We start from the raw sequence: 23,879 nt of genomic DNA, 5'->3' as shown, positions 1-23,879 counted from the left end.
GTTTCCTTAGATACAGACCAGTTTTAGTCCCCTTCGTCTAGTGGCCTAGGACACCGCCCTTTCACGGCGGTAACAGGGGTTCGACTCCCCTAGGGGACGCCACTTTACGCTCTGTGGCGGGAATAGCTCAGTTGGTAGAGCACAACCTTGCCAAGGTTGGGGTCGCGAGTTCGAGTCTCGTTTCCCGCTCCAAATCTTCAAAGAAAGCTGACTTCGGTCGGCTTTTTTTGTGTCTGGCCGTTGGGCACAGGAATCCGCCCGGGAAACGAGTCTCGTTGCACTCGGCGCATCCATGCGACTCGCCTTCACTAAAAAGACGATTACATCCGAATCTGCTAAACTACGCGGCTTCCCGTGCCCGCTGACGCAGTGGCCGACTAATGCAGGCCAAACACCTTGGCCCGTTCGTGTTCATAGGAGAACTCCCGGCCTTCGGCAATGGCTTCGTGGCGGCGTTCGTCCAGGAGCTGGTATTTGGCGATCTCTTCATCCGGCATGTAATGCAGGCAGTCGCCACCGAAGTACCAGAGCAGGTCGCGGTGCAGCAGCGGTACCAAGTGGCCGTAGGCGGCCACAACCCGGCTCAGGACCTGTTGCCCCCGGTACAGGAAGTCCTCGTCCTGGTGGGCTCTGGGGAGCGCTTCCAGGCGGGCCAGAAACTCCAGGTCATCCTCGGGGCAGTCTTCCTCAATAAACGGGGGCTGCTGCTGAGCCTGCTGGATAAAATCGCGCAACAGGCGCAAGTGGTAGTCTCGATGCTGTGTTTCCGCGTAATGGTTGAGCTGAGTCGACACGCTAAACTCCCCGGGTGGCGCTGAGTCATCGCCGCCCCCAAATGAATGAGTGAATCCGACATTATGACAGCTGCACTTTCGATTAGAAATCTCTCCAAAGTCTACGGGAGCGGCTTCCATGCCCTGAAGGGCATTTCCATGGAGGTTCAGCCCGGCGACTTTTTTGCGCTGCTGGGCCCCAACGGGGCCGGCAAGTCCACCACCATTGGCATTCTCTGTTCACTGGTCCGCAAGAGCGGCGGCGAGGTGGAAATTTTTGGCCATAACATTGATACCGACTTCTCCCGAGCCAAAAAAGAAGTGGGCATCGTGCCCCAGGAATTCAATTTCAGCCAGTTTGAAAAAGTTCAGGATATTGTGCTGCAACAGGGCGGTTTTTATGGGCTGCCCCGGTCGGTCGCCATGGTACAGACCGAAAAATACCTGAAAAAACTTGGCCTGTGGGACAAGCGCAATACCCCCGCCCGTATGCTCTCCGGCGGTATGAAGCGCCGGTTGATGATTGCCCGCGCACTGGTGCACGAGCCCAAGCTGTTGATTCTCGATGAGCCCACCGCCGGGGTGGATATTGAGCTGCGCCGTTCCATGTGGGAGTTCCTGCGGGAGATCAATGCTCAGGGTACCACCATCATCCTGACCACTCACTATCTGGAAGAGGCGGAAAGCCTGTGCCGCCATGTGGCCATTATCGATCAGGGCAGAATCGTCAAAAACACCACCATTCGTAGCCTGCTCAAAGAGCTGAACCGCGAGGTGTTCATTTTCGATTGCGCCAACTCGGTGTGGGAAGCGCCAGAGATCGAAGGCTTTGAAACCCGGCTGCTGGATGAGCACAGTTTTGAGGTGGATCTGGAAAAAGGCCAGTCGTTGAACCGGGTGTTTGACGCGCTGACCGCCCAGGGGCTCGATATCGTCAGTATGCGCAACAAAGCCAACCGACTTGAGGAACTGTTCGTCGCCATGACCGGCAACGGTCAGGTGGCTGAGCCCGCCACTGACGAACCAGAAGAGACAACGGCCAACGAACCAGCGACCGGAGGTGATCGTCGTGGAGTTTAAAGAACAATGGATCGCGTTTATGACCTTGCTGCGCAAGGAAATCAAACGCTTTACCCGCATCTGGGTGCAGACCCTGCTGCCGCCGGCCATCACCATGGCGCTGTACTTTGTGATTTTCGGCAAGCTGATTGGCAGTCGTATCGGTGAGATGGGCGGTTTTGACTACATCCAGTTTGTGGTGCCCGGCCTGATCATGATGGCGGTGCTGACCAACTCTTACTCGAACGTCAGCTCGTCTTTTTTCAGTGCGAAATTTCAGCGCAGCATTGAAGAAGTGCTGGTCTCGCCCACACCGAACTACATCATTCTGTTGGGCTATGTGCTCGGCGGCGTGGCCCGCGGATTGGCGGTGGGGGTCATGGTGACCCTCCTGTCACTGTTTTTTACCGACCTGCCGATCTACAGCTGGGTCATCACCGTATCCATTGTGGTGCTCACGGCGGTGCTGTTCGCCCTGGCCGGTTTCATCAATGCGGTGTTCGCCAATACCTTTGACGATATCTCCATCGTGCCGACCTTTGTGCTGACGCCGCTGACCTATCTGGGCGGGGTCTTTTTCTCGATTGATCTGCTCTCGGACTTCTGGCAGGGCGTGGCCCAGCTGAACCCGATTCTGTATATGGTCAACGCCTTCCGCTATGGCATGTTGGGCGTGTCGGACGTCAATATCGGCGTGGCGTTCAGTGGCCTGGTGGTGTGCGTCATGGTGCTGTTTGCCGTCGGCATGCACCTGCTCAAAACCGGCAAGCGTCTGCGCGCGTAACTTTTCAGGGTAGGGGCGTTATGAGTGAGCACACATCCAACAGTCATGGACCGCTCGGGCAGCAGACGGCCTACGCCTCGAGCTATGACCCCGGGTTGTTGTTTCCCATCGCCCGGGTCGAGACTCGGGCGTCCCTGGGGTTGAGTGAGTCGGCGCTGCCGTTTTATGGCACCGACCTCTGGACCGGCTATGAGGTCTCCTGGTTGGATGAGTGCGGTAAGCCCATCGTCGCCGTCGCGCAATTTCGATTGCCGTGCACCAGTCCGAACCTGATTGAGTCCAAATCATTCAAGCTGTATCTGAACTCTTACAATCAAAGCCGCTTTGCCGGGCAGGAGCAGGTGCGGGCGCAGATGATCCAGGACTTGAGTGCGGCCGCCGGTGCGGATGTCAGCGTTCAGCTTGAGCCGGTGGCGGATGCTCAACTGCCGATTGCCGAGGCGGGCGGGGAGTGTATCGACGCGTTGCCGGTTACCATCGAGCACTACCACCCGGCGCCCGAGTTGCTTGCCACAGGCGCGGAATGGGTGGAAGAGCGGCTGCACAGTCATCTGTTGAAGAGCAATTGCCCGGTCACCGGTCAGCCGGATTGGGCCACGGTGGAAATTCATTATCGCGGTCCGAAAATCGAACGAGAGGGTTTGCTGAAGTACGTGGTGTCGTTTCGCGAACATCAGGACTTTCACGAACACTGCGTTGAGCGGATGTTTGTCGATCTACAGGCGCGCTGTCAGCCGGAGTTTCTGACGGTGTTCGCGCGCTACACTCGTCGCGGCGGGTTGGATATCAACCCCTGGCGCAGCTCCGCGCCGGGGCCTGTCCCCGGCTTTGAGCGCCTGGTGCGTCAGTAGGCAAACGCTGCTCAGGCGGGTGTTCATCCGCCTGACCGCAGCTATACGATGACCTTATCCTTGAGTTTTTCGGCGGCGGTCTGCAACGCCTTGATCACCTTGGCCTTTTCATAGTTGCGCACTTTCTCCAGGTCCAGGTACATGGAGAAGCCTTCGGCGCGATCCTCAAAGAAGCTCTGGTTTTTACCCATGTCCTTGCGGAAACCGGCTACCTGGTAGACCTTTACCGGTTGGCTGAAGCCCTTCACCGTGATTTCGCCCTTGTCCTGACACATGACGGCGTCCTTGACCAGCGACCAGGTCTCGTGGGAAATCAGGATTTCGTCCGGCTGTGCGGCGGACTCCAGGCGGCTGGCCAGGTTCACGTGAGTGCCCAGCACGGTGTAGTCCAGGTGGCTTGAGGTACCGAAGGTGCCGACCGTACAGTAACCGGTGTTCATGCCCATCCGGATCTGCAGGGGCTTTTTGATGCCCTGGTTGTACCACTCCTGCTGCAGGGATTTCATGCGTTTTTTCATGGCGATGGCCATGGAGACACAGTTCATGCAGTCCTGTTTGACGCCTTTGCTGTTGCTGTCACCGAACATGACCATAATGCCGTCACCCATAAACTTGTCGATAGTGCCGCCAAAGTGGGTGATGATTTTCGACATTTCGGTCAGGTAGTGGTTGAGCAGTTCCGTGAGGGCTTCGGCTTCCATTTCTTCTGACAGCTGGCTGAAGTTCTTGATGTCCGAGAAGAACACGGTGATACGCTTGCGCTCCGCCTGAAGCATATGGTCCTTGCCCTGATTGATCGCGCGCCATACCGGCGGCGGCAGGTACCGGGACAGTTTGTACGAGCGGATCTTGTGCCATTTCTGCTCATTCTCCAGCTTCATCTGGTTCATGATCAGGCGGCGCATTCGCTGGTGCATGTACAGGGCATACGCCAGAAAATAGGTGATGATGCCAATCAGACTGGCCGCACTGATTTCAATGCTGCTGCTGAACACCCACTGTGGCTTGTGCACCAGAAAGCTGAGCAGAATACCCACGGCAAAGGCGACGTTGTCCTCCACCCAACGCCGCAGTCCACCGGTCAGCAGCGCGTTGAACTGGATCATGGTCAGAAATAACGCCAGTGGTAACAGGCTGAAGTTGGTCAGGCTGAGTACCAGCCCGATCAACGCCGCGTCGGCCCAGGACAGATAGCGGGTCACACGGCTGAGTTTTTCGCGATCCAGAGTGTGGGTGAAGTGGTAGGTCAGGTAGGTGTATAGAAGCAGAAAAACAATGGTGCCAATATACACGGGCTGGATAGCCGACCACTCAATGTAGGAGGCCAGCGTACCTGCGGCGGCAAAGCAGATCAGTGATCGAAAATAGTATTGGTGAAGCGGTGATTCCGCCTGGGCCTCTTCGGGCTTTTTGTGCGCTGAGTTCTTAGTCATTGTTATCGGGAAACCTTGTGTGCTGTCCTGCTCGACGCGATACGCTCTTTAAATAGAGTCTCTGGGGAGCGTGAGGGCGCCGGATGGTTTTCAATCGGCAAGGTCGGTCCTGGAGTCGCGTATCAGTCCCTGAGGGACCTATTAGACGTTTTTTTACACGAAAAGTCCACGAACAGCGCTTAACCGCGCCTAAATGGCGCCTAAATCAACGGATGCTGTCATGTTATCATGCCCGCCCCATTCATCTGAACGCAGGCTCCTATGCACGCACTAGACGTATTGCACCAACGGGTTTCTTCTCCCAAGTTGACTGAACCGGCTCCCAGTGATGCACAGCGGGATGCCATTTATCGTGCGGCGCTGCGTGCCGCCGATCACGGCCTGATGCAGCCCTGGCGCTTTCTGGTGGTTGAAGGGGAGGGGCTGGATCGACTGGGCGATCTGTTTGTGCAGGCCGCATTGAAAGACGCTCCGGACACGCCTGAACCCGACCAGCAGTCCCTTCGGGCCAAGCCGCGCCGCGCGCCGCTGATTCTGGTGGCCATCGCCGCCTGCCGGCAGAACCCCAAGGTGCCCCACGTAGAGCAACTGATTTCGGCCGGAGCGGCGGTCCAGAACATGCTCAACGCCGCCTTCGCCCAGGGGGTAGGTGCCTTCTGGCGGACCGGAGCCATGACTTACCATCCGGTGGTGAATGAAGGGCTGGGCGTCGGCGAGCTGGAACAGATCGTGGGCTTCCTCTACCTGGGCACCCCCGCCAAACCACCCCAGCCTCCCAAGTCAGTGAATCCAGAGACATTTTTTCACCCCTGGCCGGGCCAATAGCGTTGCGTTTAGCACGCCACTTGTGTACATTACGCACCCTCTGAACGGCGGGTCGTTTAATCGGCTTGAGGAAAACACGCTGGCTCAGAACAGACAATTCGATTTTACGGTGAGGTGGCCGAGTGGCTGAGCCGAAGGCAACGCCCGAAGGGGCGGTAACGCGCACGCCGCGGGCGCCTCGACCAGAATAGCAGGAAGCTCATTTAGAACAGACAATTCGATTTTACGGTGAGGTGGCCGAGTGGCTGAAGGCGCACGCCTGGAAAGTGTGTAACGGGAAACCGTTCGAGGGTTCGAATCCCTCCCTCACCGCCATACAAAAACCGTCCCCGGAAGGGGGCGGTTTTTTTATGGCCGTTAGGGGAGGGTGAGAAGCCTCGCCGGGTTCGACCGAATGCCGGGAGCATTCGGTACCGCCGAAGGCGTCCCGCAGGGACAGGGCACATGGATGTGCCCTGGTATATCCCCACCCAACCTCACCGGCGGATGCGCCTACGGCTCCGATGCGTCGGACCGATCCGCCCTACGCAGGTTTATACCGCTGCGCTCGGCCGTAGGGCGGATCGGTCCGACGCATCGGAGCGAAGCGCATCCGCCGAAACCCATCTCCAAAAAAAACTTTTTCCAATCAAACACTTGACGAACCGCCTTCAGATCTCTAATATTCGCCCCCGTTGACGACGCACTCGTAGCTCAGCTGGATAGAGTACTCGGCTACGAACCGAGCGGTCGGAGGTTCGAATCCTCCCGAGTGCGCCACATACAAAAAGCCCCACCTCGAAAGAGGTGGGGCTTTTTTATATTCATGACTCTGCCCCATTTCCTGTGCCTACTTCTTGAAACTCCCCCCACTTTGTCTCACTATTCCCCAAGGCTTTGCCGTATACAGGCAAGGCTCTGATCACGGACGACTCATAACAAATACTTATTAAAGTCAATCAACCGACGGGATAGAAAACATGATCGATCTACAGAAACGCGGCAGCCTGAAGGCGCTGGGTCTGTCTTCCTGTGCCTTGGGATTACTGCCCGTGGCCGGCTGTAACACCACATCGCCTGCAGCCCCCGCTTACGCGGGACGTGACGAGGCCCTCTGGGCCGAGGCCGACGACATCATCAACCGTATCGCGCGAACGGACTTCCCGAACCGGGATTTCCCTGTCACCGAGTTCGGTGGCAAGGGCGATGGCGAAACCGATAATACCAGTCCCATTGCCAACGCCATTGAGGCCTGTGCCGCCGCCGGCGGTGGCCGGGTGGTGATTCCGGCAGGGCAGTTCAACACCGGCCCGGTGCACCTGAAATCCAACGTCAATCTGCACTTGCAGAAAGGGGCCGTACTCTCGTTCTACACGGACCCGGAGCGCTACAAGCCCTATGTGATGACCCGCTGGGAAGGGGTGGAACTGATGGGGTACTCGCCGCTGATTTACGCCTACGAGCAGGAAAACATCGCGGTGACAGGCGAGGGTGTGCTGGAGGGCAATGGCTCCAATACCGTCTGGTGGCCCTGGAAGGGTAAGTGGAGCCGCGCTCAGTGGCCCATTGATCCGGTAGAGGATCAGAAGCACACCCGCACGCCGCTGTTTGAAATGGCAGAACAAGGTGTGCCGGTGGATGAGCGGGTGTTCGAGGACAACTACCTGCGTCCGCCCTTTGTTCAGCCTTACCGCTGTAAACGCGTACTGATCGAAGGCGTGACCATCCGCAACTCCCCCTTCTGGCTGATCAATCCCGTGCTGTCTGAAGACGTGATTGTGCGCGGCGTGCAGTGCGTCAGTCACGGGCCGAACTCCGATGGTTGTGACCCCGAGTCCTGCAACCGCGTGTTGATCGAAAAATGCCTGTTCGATACCGGGGATGACTGCATTGCACTCAAATCCGGTCGAAACGCCGATGGCCGTCGTCTGGCCACACCAATCCAGAATATTGTGATTCAGGATTGCCAGATGCGAGCCGGTCACGGTGGGGTGGTGATTGGCAGTGAAATCTCGGGCGGTGCGCGCAATGTGTTTGCCCGTCGCTGTCATATGGACAGCCCGGTGCTGGACCGCGCGGTGCGCATCAAAACCAATTCGGTGCGTGGCGGGCTGATCGAGAATATCGCCATTCGGGATATCGTGATTGGACAGGTGAAAGATGTCTTCGTGATCAACTTCTACTATGAGGAAGGGGATGCCGGAGATTACCTGCCAGAGGTGAAGGACCTCCATGTCAGCAATATGGTGGTGGACAATGCCGAGCGGGTATTCCATCTGCGCGGCTTTGAGCGCGCGCCCATCAGCGGGGTGACGTTACACGATGTCACCATCAAGCATGCCGATGAGTTGGGTATTCTGGAAAATGTCTCCTCCATCGAGACCGAGTCCGTGAGTCTCAACGGCGAACCACTGCAGTTGTAACACTCGAAGTGGGCACCGGTGCAGCGCCATGCTGTGCCGGTGCTAGTCGAACGCCACTTCCATCAGGCGCAGGTCGAAGATCAACACCGCATTGGGCCCGATTTTGTTGCCCACACCCTTCTTGCCCCAGGCCAGCTCCGGGGGAACCACGAACTCGTAGCGGGCGCCTTCCCGCATCAGTTGTAACCCCTCCTGAATACCGGCAATGGCTTCTTTCATCCAGAAGGTATCGGGCATCCCCTCCTGATAGGTGTCGCCAATCACTTTGCCGTTGACCAATTGGATGCGTTGGTTGACTACCACTTTATCGTCCATGGTGGGCGTCAGGCCCTGGCCGGGCTCCACCTCCCGGTAGAGCAGCCCGGAATCGGTTTCCACCACGCCGGGCTTCTGGCGGAACTTGTCCATGTACTGTTCGCTGGCTTTGCGATTCTGGCCGGAGGAGCCTTTGTTGAGCTTTTTGGAGGGCATAGGCTTGTCGTTCAGATTGCTAAAAAGCGCAAGCTTTGCCGAAAATGCCCCGAATTGCAATTGTATAAGCCTGGGTAACGGGGCGGAGTGGGGCCGCCGGGTTAAACGATTCCTTACGATTCTGGGGGTTACCTTCTTGGGATGACTCGATTACCCTTGGTCGTTTGCGTATAATCGATCGTCTAATTATATGATTTATGGGTAGTGGCAGTGGCTTCGGAGTATTCAGTACATCAATTATTGCAGGCGTTGTTGGATGAACATCTGACTGAGCCCGCTCGGGCCTTCTGGACCAAGGCGCAGAGCCAGATAGTCGACGGTGCACGAGGCCAGGCCTTTGCCAATCTGTTGGCCATGGCCAGCCGGCACGCCAAACGCCAGCCCCTGGGATTGACCGACACGGAGCTGGCCGCTGCCGAGGGGGCCCTGCCGGGCTGGAGCCCCCGGGCCTGGAACCGGCTCGAGCTGCTGCGCATCAACCTGATTCTGGTGCGTCCCGACCTGGAGCAGGCGAGCTTTGCCGAGGAATTCGAGGCATTGTTCCGCTTTGCCGACGAGGGGGAGACCTGCGCGCTCTACCGAAGCCTGCCCCTGCTGCCTCGCGGCGAGCGTTTTACCTGGCGGGCGGCCGAGGCCTGCCGTACCAATATGTTGACGGTATTTGAAGCCGTTGCCCTGGACTCGCCGTATCCGGTCACCCACTTTGACGATACCGCCTGGCACCAGTTGGTGATCAAGGCGCTGTTTCTGGATTGCCCGCTGTACCGGGTATCCGGGCTGGATCAGCGGCTCACCCCCGAACTGACCCGGATGGCGTTGGACTGGGCCGAGGAGCGCCACAGCGCCGGACGCCACTACCACCTTGGGCTCTGGCTCTGCCTGGGGCCTCACCACCCGGAGCGGGTCCGCCAGTTTCTCGACACCCACTGGCCCGAGGCCACCACGATGGAACAGCAGGCCATGCTGCTCGCCGCCGCCCGTGCCGGGCAGGCGCAGTGGCTGGCGTCGGTCGAGCCGGCCGACCCGAAAGTGTTACCCTACTGGCAAAACGCGACCGCAGGGCGCTCCGAACAGGCGCAGTTTGCGCCCCTGTTTGCCGAGCGGCCGTCCGCTTGATCAATAACGTACCCGAATAACAGAGGCGTGCTTATGCAGTACTTTGACCCGCATATTCATATGAGCAGTCGCACCACCGACGATTACCAGAACATGGCCGCCGCGGGCATTCGCGCGGTCATCGAGCCGGCCTTCTGGATGGGCCAGCCGCGCACCAACGTGGGCAGCTTCATCGATTACTTCGCCAGCCTGGTGGGCTGGGAGCGCTTCCGCGCCTCGCAGTTCGGCATCGCCCACTACTGCACCATCGGCATCAACTCCAAAGAGGCCAACAACGAAGGCCTGGCCCGTGAGGCGCTGGAAATCCTGCCCAACTTTGCCCTGAAAGAGGGGGTCGTGGCGATTGGGGAAATCGGCTATGACGAGATTACTCCGGCGGAAGAGTACATCTATCAGCGCCAACTGGAATTCGCCGTCGAGCACGACATGGTGGTGATGGTGCACTCCCCCCACCGGGACAAGAAAAACGGCATCATCCGCTCCATTGATGTGGCGCGGGAAATCGGCGTGCCCATGGAGAAGCTGGTCATCGACCACAACAACGAAGAGACCGTGGACGATGTACTGAACAGCGGCGCCTGGGCGGCCTTCACCATCTACCCCAATACCAAGATGGGCTCCGAACGGATGGTGGAGGTGGTCCGCAAGTACGGGCCGGAACGCATTATCGTCGACAGCTCCGCCGACTGGGGCGTGAGTGATCCACTGTCGGTTCCGAAGACCGCCAACCTGATGCGCGAGCGCGGTATCGAGGAAAAAGCCATTGAGCTGACCTGTTGGCAGAACGCCCTGGACGCCTACGCCCAGTCCGGACAGATCGACATCGACGAGCTGTCCCGGCCGGCGGTAATTGATCAGCGCCAATCCTATAACGACAACACTGTGCTGCGCGGCCAACAACCCCGCGTCGATGAGCCGGTGCCCAACTGATTGCAGAATAAGCGGTAGCAACTCATGTGGCAGATTCACCAGGCGTTCACCATGACGCACGAGTTCCCGGTGTATTTCAACCGGTACACCTTCAACCCCGAGAGCGATATATTGCTCAAGGTGCTCGCGTTTGCGGGCAAAAAGCGTCACCGGGTTCTGCCCGTGATCGACGATCAGGTGCTCAAGGGCCACCCGGACCTGGTGGAGCGCATGCGCGCTTACGCCGAGGCTCACGCGGACCGGATCGAGCTGATTGAGCCGCCACTGATGGTGCGCGGCGGCGAGATCTGCAAGAACGATCCGGTGGAAGTCGATGAGTTTTACCGGCGCACGCAAACCGATCGGATTGACCGGCACAGCTTCGCCTTGGTGATTGGCGGCGGTGCCGTGATCGATGCCATGGGCTATGCGGCGGCCACCGCGCATCGCGGCATCCGATTGATCCGCATGCCCACTACGGTGTTGGCCCAAAACGACGCCGGTATTGGAGTAAAAAATGCCATCAACTATCGCGGCCGTAAAAACTACCTGGGTACTTTCGCGGCACCCTATGCCGTGATCAACGACTACGATCTGCTGAGCAGCCTGTCGGCTCGGGACAGCCGCTGTGGCATTGCCGAAGCGGTGAAAGTCGCGCTGATACGCGACGGCGAATTTTTCCACTGGCTACATGAAGCGCGCCATCGCCTGGGGGAATTTGAACCCAAGGCCATGGAGCATATGATCGCCCGGTGCGCCGAGCTGCACCTGAACCATATCCGCACCAGTGGTGACCCCTTCGAGCAGGGCAGTGCCCGGCCTCTGGACTTCGGTCACTGGGGCGCGCACCGGATGGAAGAACTTTCCAACTCCGAGCTGCGCCATGGCGAAGCGGTGGCCATCGGCATTGCCCTGGACTCACTGTACTCCCACGCCATGGGCACCATCGATACACACACCCTGTTGGCCATTCGCGACACGCTCGAAGGTGTCGGTTTCACCCTGCGTCATCCGGCCCTTGAAGCGCTGGATATCGACGCGGCCCTGCAGGGTTTCCGCGAACACCTGGGCGGCGAGCTGTGCATCACTCTGTTGATCTCGGCGGGCGAAGCGGAAGAAGTGGACCACATTGACCTGGACACCATGCACCAGTGCCGTCAGCAACTGCTGGAGAACCAATGGCCAAGCTGAACGCGCCACTCACCTATTGCAGCAACATCCACCCCGGCGAAGGCTGGGCCGATGTGATGCACAACCTCAACAGCCACGGGCTGGAAGTCATGGAGCGACTGGGAGACACCGCCCAGCGTCCCTTTCCCCTGGGGCTGCGCATCGCCGGGCAAGCGGCGACGGAAGTGGACGCCCAGGCGGTCGCGGAATTCCAGCAATGGTGTCGCGAGCACAACGCCTATCTGCTGACCATCAATGGCTTTCCCTACGGCGCCTTCCACAACGAACGGGTCAAAGAAAACGTCTACCTGCCGGACTGGCGCGATGAAGAGCGCGTGCGCTACACCTGCCAGCTCGGTGACATCGCCGTACAACTGCAACCGGATGCCCGACAGTTGTCGATATCCACGGTACCGGTCGCCTTCAAACAGGGCTTCGCACCGGAAGACTGGAACACCGTATTCGACCACATCCAGGACGTACTCGCCCACTTCGCCAACCTGAAGCGAAGCACCGGCGTACACCTGATGCTCGCCATCGAACCCGAGCCGGCCTGCGTGCTGGAAACCACCGACGAACTGCTGGCCTTCTTCCAACGCCTGCGCCCGCGTCTGAGTCTGGCCGAAAACGCCCATTTGGGCGTCTGCTTCGACTGCTGCCACCAGGCCGTCGAATTCGAAGACCCGGCCATCTGCCTGCAGCGCTTGGCCGAAGCCGAAATCCCCATCGCCAAAGTCCAGGTCTCCAGCGCTCTGCAGGCCGACACCCCGGAAGAAGTCGAGCGCCTCAAAGGTTTCAATGAGCCGGTCTACCTACACCAGGCCATTGCCCGCACCGGTGATGGAGCGCTACACGCTTTCCCCGACTTACCCGAATTCGAGGCGGCCATGGATGCGGGCCTGACGCCAACCGAGTGCCGGGTACACTTCCACGTACCGATCTTCCTCGAACACCTGGGCGACTGCGGCACCACCCAGGGGTTTCTGAAAACATTGCTGCCCAAACTGGCTACCGATATTCCCCTGGAAGTGGAAACCTACAGCTTTGGCGTTTTGCCCGAACACCTTAAAACGGAGTCGGTGGGGGAGAGTATCGCCCGAGAGCTAATGTGGGTAAACCAACTACTGGATTGTGACTGAACGCTCGACGCAATCGGTCCGGAGTCTGTTCCAAGACCCGCCGTGACAAATCGGCAGGATAGACGATTTGCGCAGCGAAGCTGCCCGGAGGGCTAGCCACACGGATGTGGCTAGTGAATCATCCCTGGAGGCTTCTTGTCGGCTCCCTGCCTCCGAGAGTATTGGAACAGACTCCGGACCGATTGCTCTCTCCATTGACTGATGTGCCAAATTAAAGAGTGGTGATATGCATAGAACGGTTGTTCTTAACGTCGTAGGTCTCACGAGAAAATTATTGGGTGAGCATACGCCCAATCTCAATAAGCTGCGAGACAAGGCCACTGACATTGAGCCGGTTATTCCTGCGGTTACCTGTACTGCCCAAGCCACTTACACCACGGGTAAGCCACCGAAAGATCATGGCATCGTGGCCAATGGCTGGTATTTTCGGGATATGAACGAAGTCTGGCTCTGGCGGCAAAGTAACAAACTGGTTCAGAGTCCTAAAGTGTGGCACCTGGCCAAAGAGCGCGACCCGAACTTTACCTGCAGCAACACCTTCTGGTGGTACGCCATGGCCACCGATGCCGACTGGACCCTGACGCCGCGCCCACTGTACCTGGCCGACGGTCGCAAAGAGCCGGACTGCTATACCTGCCCGCTGGAACTGCGCCACACCCTCAGTGAAAAATTCGGCAACTTTCCGCTGTTCAACTTCTGGGGCCCCATGACCAGCATCAAATCCAGTCAGTGGATTGCGGATGCGGCGAAGTATATTGAAGAAGAGAAGCGGCCCAGCCTGCAGCTTGTGTACCTGCCGCATCTGGATTATGTGCTCCAGAAAGAGGGGCCCGATGGTGATATCGCTCAGGACCTGCAGGAGATTGATACCCTGGTGGGTGATCTGCTCGACTTTTTTCAACAGCGCGGTTGCCGCGTGATGGTGCTGTCCGAGTACGGTATTCAGAAGGTCAACCGAGCGGTGCATCCCAACCGACTGCTGCGCGATGCGGGTATGGTCTCGGTGAAAGTGGACCTGGGCAAAGAGTATCTGGATTATTTCAGTAGCCGCGCCTTCGCGGTGGCGGACCACCAGATTGCCCACATCTATGTACACAACCCCGATGATATTCCCGCCGTTCGCCAGGTCTTTGAAGGGGTGGAAGGCATTGATCGGGTTCTGGATAAAACCGAACAGGCCGAACTGGGGCTGGAACATGAGCGCAGCGGTGAGTTGGTGCTGCTGGCGAAGCCCGATAGCTGGTTTACCTATTATTTCTGGTTGGACGATGAGCGCCAGCCGGATTACGCTCATCAGGTGGAGATTCACCGCAAGCCCGGTTTCGATCCCTGTGAGTTGTTTTTTGACCCGAAACTGCGGTTTCCGAAATTGAAAGCGGCGCGTCGGGTGGCTCAGAAAAAACTCGGCTTTCGCTATGTGATGGATGTGATTGCCGTTGCGCCGGAGTTGGTGAAGGGTTCCCATGGGGTGAGTGATGGTTCGCCGGAGTCGCTGCCTTTGCTGATGAGTACGGAGCCGCGGTTGATTCCCGACGGAAGAGTGCCGGCGACGGATATCTGCGATCTTATGTTGAAGCATTTGTTTGATTAGTTAAGTGTGCTATTAGAGTCCGGCCGAAGGTGGGGTCTACCGTTTGTAGACCCGCCGTGAACCCATCCATGGGGGCTTCTCGTCGACATCCTTGTCTCCGAGAGTCTACAAACGGTAGACCCCACCTTCGGCCTCAGTGCCAACGTTAACCCTTGCACCGAATTGAGAGTGTTATGCCTTCTGTAAAAACCCTGTTAGCCCTGGGGCGGGTCAGTAACCTGCCGACAGTGTGGATGAACATCCTGACGACCGCGGTGTTGGTCAGTGCTACCGTTGGTGGTAGCTACACCATCGGTTTGTTGATCTTTGCCATTTCCTGTTTCTATGCCGGTGGTATGACGCTGAACGATTACTGTGATCGGGATTGGGATACCCAGCATCAGCCTTATCGTCCCATTCCTTCGGGGCGGGTTCGGCCCCGGCAGGTGTTGAGTATCGCGTTGGGGCTGTTTGCCACGGGGTTCGTGTTTCTGTTTTTTGCTCCGGACGATCGGGCGCCCTTGGCGGGCCTGGCTTTATTGCTGGTGATTGTTCTGTACGATGCGTTGCATAAAAAACATTGGAGTACCGTGTTTCTGATGGCGCTGACCCGGCTTGGGGTTTACGCGGTGACTGCGGTGGCCTTGGTGGGGGAGGTGCCCGCGTTGGTATGGTTGGCGGGCGGTATTCAGACGGTTTATACCCTGGCGGTCACGGTGGTGGCGCGGTGGGAGAACAGCCGTCGAGACGGCTTTGGTTTTCCCGTGATTCCCTGGATGATCGCGGCCATGGGGATTGTCGACGGGGTATTTCTCGCGATTGTGGTGAACCCCGTATGGCTCGCGATTGGTGTTGCGGCGACCCTGTTGACCCGGCTGAGCCAGCGGTATGTTCGGGGGGATTAGGGCGCCAGACACTCCATACACCGCGCATAAACCGCTCTTGGATCATCAAGTTCACTCAACATCCGCAGAGGTTCCAGCAACGGCGCGAGCTGACTCTTCAACTTCGGCGTCAACCACTCCGGCCCAGATACCTGCGGCACCCAGGCGCTGACGGCGCTGCCGCTGAGCTGCTTGAGAAACTGCTCGTAGGGCGCCAGCGGGCGGGTGATCTGGCGCACCTCGTAGTCGCCCAGCTCAGCGTGCTCCGCCGCCGCGGCGAGTGTCTCTTCCAGACTACCCAAACGGTCCACCAGTCCGAGCTCCTGTGCCATCGCACCCGTCCACACGCGTCCCTGACCCAACTGATCCACCCGCTCTGGAGTCAGCCCCCGGGCGTCGGCAACGAGTTCGATGAACTGTTGGTAAATGTGATTCACCGTCTGTTGAATGATCCGGTTGGCCTGGGGTGTCAGTGTTCGGTCCAGGCGCATGGAGCCGGCCAGCGGCGTGGTGCCAACTCCATCTACATGAATGCCGATTTTCTCAAGACTGTCCTCAAAGGTCGGTATGGCCCCGAATACGCCGATGGAACCGGTCAGTGTCGTGGGTGTTGCCCAGATTTCATCGGCGCCCGCGGCCATCCAGTAGCCTCCGGAGGCGGCCATACTGCCCATGGAAACCAGTACCGGCATCCCTTCTGCCCGCAGTGCCGCGATTTCGGAACGAATGACCTCCGAGGCATAGGCGCTACCACCGCCGCTGTCGATGCGGATGACGAGCGCTTTGATGTTCGGGTCGTCCCGCACCTGCTGCAACCGTTGCAGGAAGCTATCACTACCGATGCTGCCTTCGGGTTGCTCGCCGGAGGAGATGGTACCGGACGCGACGATCAAGCCGACACGGTCGTTTGCGGATTTTGCGGACTGGCGACGGACATCGGCCAAAAACGTCCTATGGCCTATTCCATTGTAATGATCCCCGTAGTCGCTGTGACCGAAACGCTCGGTCAGCAGTTGCTGGCGCTCGCGGTGGCTTAGGATTCCGTCGATCAGCTGCGATTCCAGTGCCAGTTGTGCACTGTCGCCGCTCACCGAGGCCAGTTGGATATCCATGTTGCGGATGTAGTCATTGACGGCGCCGCTGGGCAATTGGCGCAGCGCTTCCACCCGGCTGGTGTATACGCCCCAGAGCTGGTTGAGCCACTCGCTGTTGTGCTCCCGGGATTCGGGAGACATGTCGTCCCGGGTATAGGGTTCGATAAAATCTTTGTACTTTCCGACCCGGAAGACGTGGAAATTCACGGACAGTTTGTCCATGGCACTTTTGAAATAGTTGCGGTAGTTGGCGTAGCCGGTGAGCAGTACCGAGCCCATCGGATCCAGGTATATCTCATCGGCGTAACTCGCCAGGTAATACTGCTCCTGGGTGTACAGACTGCCCAGGGCAATGATCGGCTTGTCGCTGTCTTTGAATCGTTGCAGGGCCGCACCTATCTCCTCAAGCTTGCTGATTCCACCGCCCAGCAGTTCGTCCAATTCCAGCACCAGGCCGCTGACTCTCGGATCCGTGCGGCCGGCATCAATGGCCTGAATCAGCGGGCGGATGGGGGTTTCCATCGAGGAGTCGTCGCCGCCGCCGAGGATCATGTTCACAGGATCCACGTAGCTTTCCTCATCCACCAGGTAACCGGTCGGCGCCAGAGTCAGGGCAAACTCGTCCGGCAATACCAGGGGCTCCTTGGGGAGAAAGGCGAGCACCACGAACAGCAACACCAGCAGAAAGATCAGGTTGCCCAATACCACGCGCAACCAGCTGATGCTTCGTCCGATGAAGCCGAAAAACCGGCGAATGAATCCGCGGCGTTTGCGGGCGGGAGCGGGAGTCTGGTCGTCGTAGGTCACGGTGTCGGTCCTTTCGATCCTGAGGTATGAGCGGTTGTGGTTATCAGCGGCCGGTCAGTGGCGGTTTTCCCAGAGCCACCATTGCTGGCGCCAGCGGCTGGCCATCATTGCGCTGGAGAACAGTACGACGGTCAGTGCCACCGCCAGGTAGTCACGCCAGTAGGCCAGTGGCGAGAGCGTATTGGTGACGGCCCAGGTGAAGTACAGTAGCACCACAAAACACAACCAGCTATACGTCCGATGATAGCCACGCTTTAACCCGGGTGCAAAGATCAGCAGAGGGACGACCTGCACAACCCATAGCGGCCAGTTGGGCTCGGCCTTGAACAGGGTCAGGAGGGTGAACATCAGGAGCAGCCCCGAGTAGGTGGTCAGCACCAGGGCGCGGGCGATCGACAGCTTGCGTCGTATGTGCTGTGCCTGTTCGGGGGTTTCCGGGGCCTTAGGAGCCATTCCCATAAGATCAATCTCCGCTTGCGGTCGGGGTGTCGACGGCTCGGGGGCCGCGCAGTGCCCACTGCGCCATGCGCTGGCCGAGCGCCTGGCACAGTGTGGTTTCGTGTTCGGTCAGGGTGACCGGCTCGGCGCCTTCGGCCCAGTGTGACGGGCCGTAGGGGGTGCCGCCACTGCGCGTGTGGGTGAGCGCCGGTTCGCTGTATGGCTGGCCCATCAATATCATGCCATGATGCAATAGGGGAAGCATCATCGATAGCAGCGTGCTCTCCTGACCACCGTGCAATGTCGAAGTTGAGGTGAACACCGCCGCCGGCTTGTCAATCAGGTCGCCATTGACCCAGAGGCTACTGGTACTGTCCAGAAAGTATTTGAGCGGAGCGGCCATATTGCCGAAGCGCGTCGGGCTGCCGAGTAATAAACCGGCACAGTGGCGCAGGTCTTCCAGCGTTGCATAGGGTGCCCCTTCGGTGGGTACGGCCGGCTCGCTGGCGTGGGTATCGGCGGAGACGGCCGGCACCGTGCGCAGTCGGGCCTCAATGCCTTTGACACGCCTTACGCCCCGGGCGAGTTGTTGTGCCATGGCGGCAACCGAACCGGTCCGGCTGTAGTACAGGATCAGAACGTAGGGCATAGGACGACCTGCCCGGGCTTGTGATGGTGGGGGTTGTGGTACAGTGTGATCATACGCTTCCTTCAAGACGGTACCTGGCGCTCGGGCTCAGGTTTTACATTAGGAAATGCCGATTATGCGGGACTTGTTCAACGCGGAAAATCGTCGCCACTATCTGCGCCTGACATGGCAGTTTTTGCAGATGATCGGGCAGCAACTGAAAGATACCGACTGCCAGAAAAGTGCCGCACAGTTAACCTACGTCACCCTGTTTGCCCTTGTGCCCCTGATGACGGTGACCTATTCCATGTTCTCCGCCATTCCGGCCTTTCAGGGGCTGGGTGAGCAAGTCCAGGATCTGATCTTTGCCAATATGGTACCTGAAACCGGCCAGGAGTTGCTCGGTCATCTGCGCGAATTCTCGCAACAGGCCCGTCGCCTGACCATTGTGGGCGTCGTGTTTCTGGTGGCATCGGCCTATTTCATGCTGGCCAATATCGAGAAAAACTTCAATTCGGTGTGGGGTATCGTGCGGGGCCGCCGGGGCATTTCCAAATTTCTGCTCTACTGGGCGGTGCTCAGTCTGGGACCTCTGCTGCTGGGCATCGGCCTGGCCATGAGCACCTATCTGGCCTCTCTGCGACTGTTCATGGATGGTTATGAAGCGCTCGGGCTGATTACCTGGATTTTTGAGTTTACTCCCTGGCTGCTGACCTCGGCGACCTTCACTCTGCTATTTGCCGCTGTGCCCAATTGCCGAGTACCCATCCGCCATGCGTTGATCGGCGGAGTGGTGACCGGACTGGTGTTTGAGCTGCTCAAGGCGGTGTTTGGCGTTATTGTCGCCAACTCCGCACTCAGTTCCATTTACGGTGCCTTTGCCATCGTTCCGCTGTTTCTGCTGTGGGTAAACCTGACCTGGATTGTGATTTTGGCCGGCGCTGTTCTGGTTCATACCATCGGCGTTTACCAGATCGCGTTGCGGGATCGGGGTTACCCGGATCTGGTGGCCGCCATGGTGGTGTTGTGGCATTTCTATCGCCGCAGTCTCGAAGGGCGGGGGTTGGAAGATGGTGAGCTGTTGCAATTGGGGCTGGCTTCGGACCAGTGGCAGCGAATCCGTACGGCTTTGCAGAGAGAACACTGGATTGCGGTGACCAATCAGGGGGATTTCGTGCTCTGCCGGGATCTCCACCGCCGCCGCATTCGGGAACTGGGCCCGCTGTTGAGGCTGCCCAACGTCTTGCCCGATCCGTGCCTTGATCTGGATAAGTTGCCCTGGTATCCCGAGGTGCACGAGCGTCTGAGGCGCATCGAAATGTTTTCCGTTGAACAACTGGATATGACCTTTGCGGAACTGTTCGACGCGGCCCTGGAAAAAGAAGCGACCGAGAATGATAAGGCGGCCGGTCCGTCTGAGCGTCCGGCGTCTCGCGTGAGCGGAATCTGAGGGCGTTTATGAAGCTGTCCCGGTTTGGCGAAAAAGTGGCGGGTGATGCCGGCATTGTCACCTTGATGGACGACCTGGGTGAAGCGCTCAGGGTCAATCCGGATATGATTTTCATGGGGGGTGGTAATCCCGCCTCGATCCCCGAGGTGGAGGCGTCCCTGAGCAGTGCCCTTCAGGGCGTGATGGACGACCCCGGCATTCGACGGCCGATGCTCGGTGTTTACCAGCCGCCCCAGGGGGATCCGGAGTTTCTGGATTCACTGGCCCGCGAATTGCGTCGGACCTGCGGCTGGCCGGTGACCCGGGCGAATCTGGCGGTGGCCAATGGCAGTCAGTCAGCGTTCTTCGTACTATTCAATCTTCTCGCCGGGGAAGGCAGTGATGGCGTTTCTCGTAAAGTGCAGTTGCCTCTGGTGCCCGAATATCTGGGCTATGCGGATGTCGGACTGGCCCCGTCGCTGTTTCGTGCAAATCGTCCCGCGATTGAATTGCTCCCCGAGGGGCTGTTCAAATATCACATCGACTTTGAGCGACTGACGCTGGGAGACGACGTTGGTGCCCTGTGCCTTTCCCGTCCGACCAACCCGACCGGAAATTTGGTGACCGAGGAGGAGTTGGACCGCCTCGATATTCTGGCGCAGGAGCGCGACCTCCCCCTGATTCTGGATGTCGCTTATGGCGCGCCATTTCCAGACATCGTTTACCCGTCGACGCGACCGTTCTGGAATGACAACACCATACTGGTGTTGAGCCTGTCCAAGCTGGGGCTGCCAGGAGCACGTACGGGCATTGTCATCGCCCGACCGGAGATCATTCAGGCCTTCGCCCGAGCCAATACGGTGTTGAGTCTGGCCAGTGGCAATCTGGGACCGGCGTTGGCGCAACAGTTACTGGTTCGGGGGGAGTTGCTGCAGTTGGGACCGGAGGTCATCCGGCCTTTTTATCACCAGCGGATGCGGTCAGCCCTGACGGTGTTTCAGCGCGAATTGGCAGGCCTGCCGGTTCGTATTCATCGTCCCGAGGGCGCGTTCTTTTTGTGGCTCTGGTTTGAAGGGCTGCCCATTTCCAGCATGGCACTGTACGAGCGCCTCAAGGCACGCGGTGTGCTGGTGGTGCCGGGAGAGCACTTCTTTCCGGGGCTGGAGGGAGAGTGGGGGCACCGCCAGGAATGTCTGCGTGTTACCTACTGCCAGGCACCAGAGCGGGTTGCACAGGGCGCCCGAATACTGGGCGACGAGGTGCGCCGCCTCTACACCGACGGCGCCTGATCCACGCCTTATTGCAGGGCCATCATGGCGGCGGCCATTTCGTCGCTGAGATCTTCCGCTTCCGCCGATTGCATGTCCGGGTCCATACCCAGCCGCTCAAATGCGGTGACGCTCTGGTAATCCATCTCCCCCAGAGCGGAGCCGTCGCCCATGTGGCTCTGGAGCAGGGCGACCGTGACCAGGTCGGCATAGTCGGCGGTCTGGGCCTTACGGTCGAATTTCAGGTGTCGGCTGGGCACATTGACCAGCTCCTCAGGGAATTCCCAGGCCTTGAGGATCATGTCACCCAGTGGACCCTGCAGCTCGTCGATCACCCGGTCCAGGGTCAGGCTGTCGGTCAACAGCGACGGGTGTTCTTCGGCATAGGTCAGAATGGGCAGAACGCCGATTTTATGGATCAGGCCAGCCAGGGTCGCCTTGTCCGGCTGCAGCCTGGTGTAGTGTCGGCACAGTACATGGCAGATGCCGGCCACTTCGCTTGAGCGCATCCACACATCCCGCAGCCGGCTGTCCACCAGATCCGAGGTGGCCTGGAACATCTGCTCCATGGCGAGACCGGTGGCGAGGTTGCAGGTATATTCCATTCCCAGCCGGCTCAGGGCGGTTTTCAGATCTTCGATGTGGCGGTTGGCTCTGAGCAGGGGGCTGTTTGCCACCCGGATGATGCGGGCGCTCAGCGCGGCGTCGTTGCCAATGACCTTGGCCAGTTGATCCAGATTGGCATCCGGATCGTCAGCCACTTCCCGGACCTGCAGTGCGACTTCCGGTAGAGTGGGGAGAACCAACTGATCGTTTTTGATGGCACTGATGATTTCGTCTCGGACGCGCTCGACAACATGACTCATGGGGTTTCCTGTTCTTCGTCTTCAGGGTTTTCATGGGCCGCCAGCTTTTTCGGACGGTCAACCATTGCAGTTTATTCGACAGTATAGGGTAATGATAGCGGTTCGGCCGGGAAAGTGTGGTCGATTCGCAGAACTTCCTCCAGAGCGCGGTCGTCAACGACGGCCAGGCACTCCCAACCGGAACGCTCATCCGGGGCTGCGGTGACCAGTTCCCCCACTTTTTTGTCCGCCTCGTTGTACAGCGGTGTTCCGGGCCGCAGTGAGTGCGGTTCGCCCGATGTCAGAGCCAGCCTTCGCATGTGCTGTTTGAGCTTCCCTTTATAGTGCAGGCGGGCGACGATTTCCTGGCCTGTAAAACAGCCTTTGCGAAAACTGACGGCGCCAATGCGAGTGAAGTTGAGTAACTGGGGGGTAAACAGCCCCTGGGTCTCGGGCATCACCTCGCCGAGTCCGGCCCGAATGTCCAGCAGGCGCCATAGCGGGTCACCCGTCTCGGGTGTGCCCAGGGCGTGGTCCAGTCGACCGGTTTGCTCGGGATCGAGCCAGCACTCATACCGTTCCGGCCCCAGGGTCAGAATGACATTACCGTCATGCTCGACCCACTGGCCGGCTTCCATGGCGGGTTCGGTGAGTTGTTGGGTCAACAGCTCGCGAGCCTGAGGGCCCCATAGACCCCGCAGCCGGTAGTGGCTTCCCTCGTCGGACAACTCGGCTTTGGAGAAAACAATGTATTTGCCGAGCGACGCGGTGGTCGCTTCAACCATGGTGCGGGGAATGCGAAGCAGAATGCGTTCGTCCGAGGTGGCAAGGGCGCGGAAACTCAACTGCATTCGGCCCTTTGGGTCGCAGTGAGCGCCAAGCCGACTCTCCCCGGGGGTCAGCTCACGAATGTCACAGGTTACCTGGCCCTGCAGAAAGGTTTTCGCCTGAGGCCCGCTGACCGCCATCAGGGTCCAGTCGGTCAGAGCCAGCCAATGGGTAGAGTTTGCAGATGCCGTCGGCATGGGTAGGGCGCTCCCGTGGTTGCGGTTCGAACGTGATGGGCTCGTGCCGCAGCGGCACCAGAGCTTTCACCGAGGGCGCATGATAGAACGATACGTCGGTGGCTCCAAGCCCGGTAAACGCCAGAGCGCCATTCAGCGTCGGACGGGCAGGCTCAAGGCCGCTGTGCGACCCATTCTCTGGTCTTGCGCCGTTCATCGTGGCCCGGGGCGATGATATACTGCCACCCTTGTTGCTAACGGGAGATGTCTGTGGAACGCAACCGTCTATTCTGGGGCAGTCGCCGCGGTATGCTGGAGCTGGATCTGATTCTGCTGCCCTTTCTGGAGAACGTGTACCCCGGCCTTGAGCAGGCGGACAAAGAACGTTACTGGAAGCTGCTGGAGTCGGAGGATCAGGAGATGTTCGCCTGGTTTCTGCATCGCCAGGATCCCGAGGACTCTGAACTGAAAAGGATTGTCGACATTGTCCGGGCCAATACGGGAATCAACGCCCGCTAACCCTCGGTTGGCGCCCATTCATCTGCAGCCATCGCTCTGGTTGCAGCGCCTGCATCGGTGTCTGCTGTTGACCCTGGCGGTGCTGCCCTGGCTCGCATTTGTCGGCCACTCCGGCGTACCGGCCGGTTGGATTATTGTTCTGTGTCTGTTCAATGCGCTGCTGGCCTGGGAATGGTGTCGCTCGGGGAGGCGGTCCGGGCCGACGGTACTGAGCTACGAAGCGGGTGAGTGGACCCTTGGCTGGCAATCCGGGGTGGTCACCGTAGCGCCGTTCGGGGAGTGGTTGATCTGGCCCTGGCTTCAGTTGGTGCGCTTTCGGGAAGTTGACGGGCGGGCGGTACACACGTTGGTCATTTTGCCCGACAGCGCCAGTGCCGACGATCGCCGGCGCCTGAGGGTCTGGTTACGGATGGGGCGCTGGCATCAGCGACACTAGTCGAGGCGCGCCCACACCCGCCTGG

At 59.0% G+C, this 23,879-nt stretch carries 23 protein-coding genes and 4 tRNA genes; 19 read left to right on the top strand and 8 right to left on the bottom strand.

All coding sequences use genetic code 11. From position 1 onward, the window contains the following. Positions 1–26: 26 nt before the first annotated feature. Together OOT55_RS07580 and OOT55_RS07575 are read left to right on the top strand one after the other, a co-directional pair. Positions 27–102 (top strand) — tRNA-Glu (locus tag OOT55_RS07580). A gap of 14 nt (positions 103–116) precedes the next feature. Beyond that, positions 117–192: transfer RNA gene (locus OOT55_RS07575), tRNA-Gly, on the top strand. A 185-nt stretch (positions 193–377) separates the two neighbouring features. Here the strand turns inward: OOT55_RS07575 and OOT55_RS07570 are convergent. Continuing rightward, positions 378–794: a PA2817 family protein gene (locus OOT55_RS07570; RefSeq protein WP_024460645.1), complete on the bottom strand. Its 417-nt coding sequence runs from the start codon at positions 792–794 to the stop codon at positions 378–380. A 63-nt stretch (positions 795–857) separates the two neighbouring features. Here OOT55_RS07570 and OOT55_RS07565 point away from each other — a divergent pair, with 63 nt between their 5' ends. From OOT55_RS07565 to queF, 3 genes are read left to right on the top strand one after another with little or no spacing between them, the layout of a single operon-like run. Continuing rightward, entirely contained in the window at positions 858–1,853 is a 996-nt protein-coding gene (locus OOT55_RS07565) for an ABC transporter ATP-binding protein (protein WP_265368497.1), read from the top strand. A gap of 19 nt (positions 1,854–1,872) precedes the next feature. Continuing rightward, on the top strand, positions 1,873–2,616 hold the full coding sequence (locus tag OOT55_RS07560; RefSeq protein ID WP_416140999.1) for an ABC transporter permease: 744 nt from the start codon (positions 1,873–1,875) through the stop codon (positions 2,614–2,616). A 20-nt stretch (positions 2,617–2,636) separates the two neighbouring features. After that, on the top strand, positions 2,637–3,467 hold the full coding sequence (queF, locus tag OOT55_RS07555) for an NADPH-dependent 7-cyano-7-deazaguanine reductase QueF (RefSeq protein WP_265368495.1): 831 nt from the start codon (positions 2,637–2,639) through the stop codon (positions 3,465–3,467). 41 nt (positions 3,468–3,508) lie between these two features. Here the strand turns inward: queF and OOT55_RS07550 are convergent, their stop codons facing one another. Beyond that, a complete protein-coding gene (locus OOT55_RS07550; protein WP_265368494.1) occupies positions 3,509–4,900 on the bottom strand; it encodes an adenylate/guanylate cyclase domain-containing protein in 1,392 nt (463 codons plus the stop codon). Positions 4,901–5,161: 261 nt separating this feature from the next. On the opposite strand from OOT55_RS07550, the gene OOT55_RS07545 reads away from it, so the two are divergent. From OOT55_RS07545 to OOT55_RS07530, 4 genes are all read left to right on the top strand, one after another. Further along, positions 5,162–5,725: a nitroreductase family protein gene (locus OOT55_RS07545; RefSeq protein ID WP_265368493.1), complete on the top strand. Its 564-nt coding sequence runs from the start codon at positions 5,162–5,164 to the stop codon at positions 5,723–5,725. A 227-nt stretch (positions 5,726–5,952) separates the two neighbouring features. Further along, positions 5,953–6,040: transfer RNA gene (locus tag OOT55_RS07540), tRNA-Ser, on the top strand. Positions 6,041–6,407: 367 nt separating this feature from the next. Next, a tRNA-Arg gene (locus tag OOT55_RS07535) sits at positions 6,408–6,484 on the top strand. A gap of 200 nt (positions 6,485–6,684) precedes the next feature. Continuing rightward, entirely contained in the window at positions 6,685–8,127 is a 1,443-nt protein-coding gene (locus OOT55_RS07530; RefSeq protein WP_265368492.1) for a glycoside hydrolase family 28 protein, read from the top strand. Positions 8,128–8,169: 42 nt separating this feature from the next. On the opposite strand, the gene OOT55_RS07525 is transcribed toward OOT55_RS07530, so the two are convergent. Then, positions 8,170–8,598: an FKBP-type peptidyl-prolyl cis-trans isomerase gene (locus OOT55_RS07525; RefSeq protein WP_265368491.1), complete on the bottom strand. Its 429-nt coding sequence runs from the start codon at positions 8,596–8,598 to the stop codon at positions 8,170–8,172. Between the two features lie 204 nt (positions 8,599–8,802). Here OOT55_RS07525 and OOT55_RS07520 point away from each other — a divergent pair, with 204 nt between their 5' ends. From OOT55_RS07520 to OOT55_RS07495, 6 genes are all read left to right on the top strand, one after another. Continuing rightward, entirely contained in the window at positions 8,803–9,714 is a 912-nt protein-coding gene (locus OOT55_RS07520) for an EboA domain-containing protein (protein WP_265368490.1), read from the top strand. Between the two features lie 33 nt (positions 9,715–9,747). Beyond that, complete coding sequence (locus tag OOT55_RS07515) at positions 9,748–10,644, top strand: TatD family hydrolase (protein ID WP_024460636.1); 897 nt, start codon at positions 9,748–9,750, stop codon at positions 10,642–10,644. Between the two features lie 24 nt (positions 10,645–10,668). Further along, positions 10,669–11,814, top strand: a complete 1,146-nt coding sequence (locus tag OOT55_RS07510) for a 3-dehydroquinate synthase (RefSeq protein ID WP_265368489.1) — start codon at positions 10,669–10,671, stop codon at positions 11,812–11,814. Beyond that, entirely contained in the window at positions 11,802–12,932 is a 1,131-nt protein-coding gene (gene eboE / locus OOT55_RS07505; protein WP_265368488.1) for a metabolite traffic protein EboE, read from the top strand. The genes OOT55_RS07510 and eboE overlap by 13 nt, the downstream gene beginning before the upstream one ends. A 226-nt stretch (positions 12,933–13,158) precedes the next feature. Continuing rightward, positions 13,159–14,523: an alkaline phosphatase family protein gene (locus tag OOT55_RS07500; protein ID WP_265368487.1), complete on the top strand. Its 1,365-nt coding sequence runs from the start codon at positions 13,159–13,161 to the stop codon at positions 14,521–14,523. A gap of 173 nt (positions 14,524–14,696) precedes the next feature. After that, positions 14,697–15,407 carry a UbiA family prenyltransferase gene (locus tag OOT55_RS07495; protein ID WP_265368486.1) on the top strand — a complete coding sequence of 237 codons (711 nt, stop codon included), beginning with the start codon at positions 14,697–14,699 and terminating at the stop codon, positions 15,405–15,407. Here OOT55_RS07495 and sppA read toward each other — a convergent pair. The 3 genes from sppA to wrbA are packed head-to-tail and all read right to left on the bottom strand — an operon-like array spanning position 15,404 to position 18,374. Then, a complete protein-coding gene (gene sppA / locus OOT55_RS07490; protein ID WP_265368485.1) occupies positions 15,404–17,287 on the bottom strand; it encodes a signal peptide peptidase SppA in 1,884 nt (627 codons plus the stop codon). The two genes, OOT55_RS07495 and sppA, sit on opposite strands and share 4 nt — an antisense overlap. Positions 17,288–17,341: 54 nt before the next feature. Next, entirely contained in the window at positions 17,342–17,746 is a 405-nt protein-coding gene (locus OOT55_RS07485) for a DUF2069 domain-containing protein (protein ID WP_265368484.1), read from the bottom strand. A 4-nt stretch (positions 17,747–17,750) separates the two neighbouring features. Further along, positions 17,751–18,374 carry an NAD(P)H:quinone oxidoreductase gene (wrbA, locus tag OOT55_RS07480; RefSeq protein WP_265368483.1) on the bottom strand — a complete coding sequence of 208 codons (624 nt, stop codon included), beginning with the start codon at positions 18,372–18,374 and terminating at the stop codon, positions 17,751–17,753. A 115-nt stretch (positions 18,375–18,489) separates the two neighbouring features. On the opposite strand from wrbA, the gene OOT55_RS07475 reads away from it, so the two are divergent. Beyond that, a complete protein-coding gene (locus OOT55_RS07475) occupies positions 18,490–19,803 on the top strand; it encodes a YihY family inner membrane protein (protein WP_265368482.1) in 1,314 nt (437 codons plus the stop codon). A gap of 8 nt (positions 19,804–19,811) precedes the next feature. After that, positions 19,812–21,071 (top strand): valine--pyruvate transaminase, encoded by a 1,260-nt coding sequence (locus tag OOT55_RS07470; protein ID WP_265368481.1) that lies wholly within the window; start codon positions 19,812–19,814, stop codon positions 21,069–21,071. A gap of 8 nt (positions 21,072–21,079) precedes the next feature. Here OOT55_RS07470 and OOT55_RS07465 read toward each other — a convergent pair whose 3' ends face one another. Then, positions 21,080–21,916: an HDOD domain-containing protein gene (locus OOT55_RS07465; RefSeq protein ID WP_265368480.1), complete on the bottom strand. Its 837-nt coding sequence runs from the start codon at positions 21,914–21,916 to the stop codon at positions 21,080–21,082. A gap of 71 nt (positions 21,917–21,987) precedes the next feature. Then, on the bottom strand, positions 21,988–22,920 hold the full coding sequence (locus OOT55_RS07460) for a YgfZ/GcvT domain-containing protein (RefSeq protein WP_265368479.1): 933 nt from the start codon (positions 22,918–22,920) through the stop codon (positions 21,988–21,990). A gap of 249 nt (positions 22,921–23,169) precedes the next feature. Here OOT55_RS07460 and OOT55_RS07455 point away from each other — a divergent pair, with 249 nt between their 5' ends. Together OOT55_RS07455 and OOT55_RS07450 are read left to right on the top strand one after the other, a co-directional pair. Continuing rightward, positions 23,170–23,418: a succinate dehydrogenase assembly factor 2 gene (locus OOT55_RS07455; RefSeq protein WP_265368478.1), complete on the top strand. Its 249-nt coding sequence runs from the start codon at positions 23,170–23,172 to the stop codon at positions 23,416–23,418. 7 nt (positions 23,419–23,425) lie between these two features. Beyond that, positions 23,426–23,854, top strand: coding sequence for a protein YgfX (locus OOT55_RS07450; RefSeq protein WP_265368477.1), 429 nt, complete (start codon positions 23,426–23,428; stop codon positions 23,852–23,854). The last annotated feature ends 25 nt before the right edge of the window (positions 23,855–23,879 follow it).

Origin of the sequence: Marinimicrobium sp. C6131 (assembly GCF_026153455.1) — a bacterium.
GTDB lineage: Bacteria > Pseudomonadota > Gammaproteobacteria > Pseudomonadales > Cellvibrionaceae > Marinimicrobium.
Note: the sequence above shows the minus strand (reverse complement) of the source record. Positions and strands in the feature narration are given on the sequence as shown.

Coding starts and splice junctions, on each gene's coding strand:
- OOT55_RS07565 (WP_265368497.1), top strand. CDS start 858: ATGACAGCTGCACTTTCGATTAGAAATCTCTCCAAAGTCTACGGGAGC.
- OOT55_RS07560 (WP_416140999.1), top strand. CDS start 1,873: ATGACCTTGCTGCGCAAGGAAATCAAACGCTTTACCCGCATCTGGGTG.
- queF (WP_265368495.1), top strand. CDS start 2,637: ATGAGTGAGCACACATCCAACAGTCATGGACCGCTCGGGCAGCAGACG.
- OOT55_RS07550 (WP_265368494.1), bottom strand. CDS start 4,900: ATGACTAAGAACTCAGCGCACAAAAAGCCCGAAGAGGCCCAGGCGGAA.
- OOT55_RS07545 (WP_265368493.1), top strand. CDS start 5,162: ATGCACGCACTAGACGTATTGCACCAACGGGTTTCTTCTCCCAAGTTG.
- OOT55_RS07530 (WP_265368492.1), top strand. CDS start 6,685: ATGATCGATCTACAGAAACGCGGCAGCCTGAAGGCGCTGGGTCTGTCT.
- OOT55_RS07525 (WP_265368491.1), bottom strand. CDS start 8,598: ATGCCCTCCAAAAAGCTCAACAAAGGCTCCTCCGGCCAGAATCGCAAA.
- OOT55_RS07515 (WP_024460636.1), top strand. CDS start 9,748: ATGCAGTACTTTGACCCGCATATTCATATGAGCAGTCGCACCACCGAC.
- OOT55_RS07510 (WP_265368489.1), top strand. CDS start 10,669: ATGTGGCAGATTCACCAGGCGTTCACCATGACGCACGAGTTCCCGGTG.
- eboE (WP_265368488.1), top strand. CDS start 11,802: ATGGCCAAGCTGAACGCGCCACTCACCTATTGCAGCAACATCCACCCC.
- OOT55_RS07500 (WP_265368487.1), top strand. CDS start 13,159: ATGCATAGAACGGTTGTTCTTAACGTCGTAGGTCTCACGAGAAAATTA.
- OOT55_RS07495 (WP_265368486.1), top strand. CDS start 14,697: ATGCCTTCTGTAAAAACCCTGTTAGCCCTGGGGCGGGTCAGTAACCTG.
- OOT55_RS07485 (WP_265368484.1), bottom strand. CDS start 17,746: ATGGGAATGGCTCCTAAGGCCCCGGAAACCCCCGAACAGGCACAGCAC.
- wrbA (WP_265368483.1), bottom strand. CDS start 18,374: ATGCCCTACGTTCTGATCCTGTACTACAGCCGGACCGGTTCGGTTGCC.
- OOT55_RS07475 (WP_265368482.1), top strand. CDS start 18,490: ATGCGGGACTTGTTCAACGCGGAAAATCGTCGCCACTATCTGCGCCTG.
- OOT55_RS07470 (WP_265368481.1), top strand. CDS start 19,812: ATGAAGCTGTCCCGGTTTGGCGAAAAAGTGGCGGGTGATGCCGGCATT.
- OOT55_RS07465 (WP_265368480.1), bottom strand. CDS start 21,916: ATGAGTCATGTTGTCGAGCGCGTCCGAGACGAAATCATCAGTGCCATC.
- OOT55_RS07460 (WP_265368479.1), bottom strand. CDS start 22,920: ATGCCGACGGCATCTGCAAACTCTACCCATTGGCTGGCTCTGACCGAC.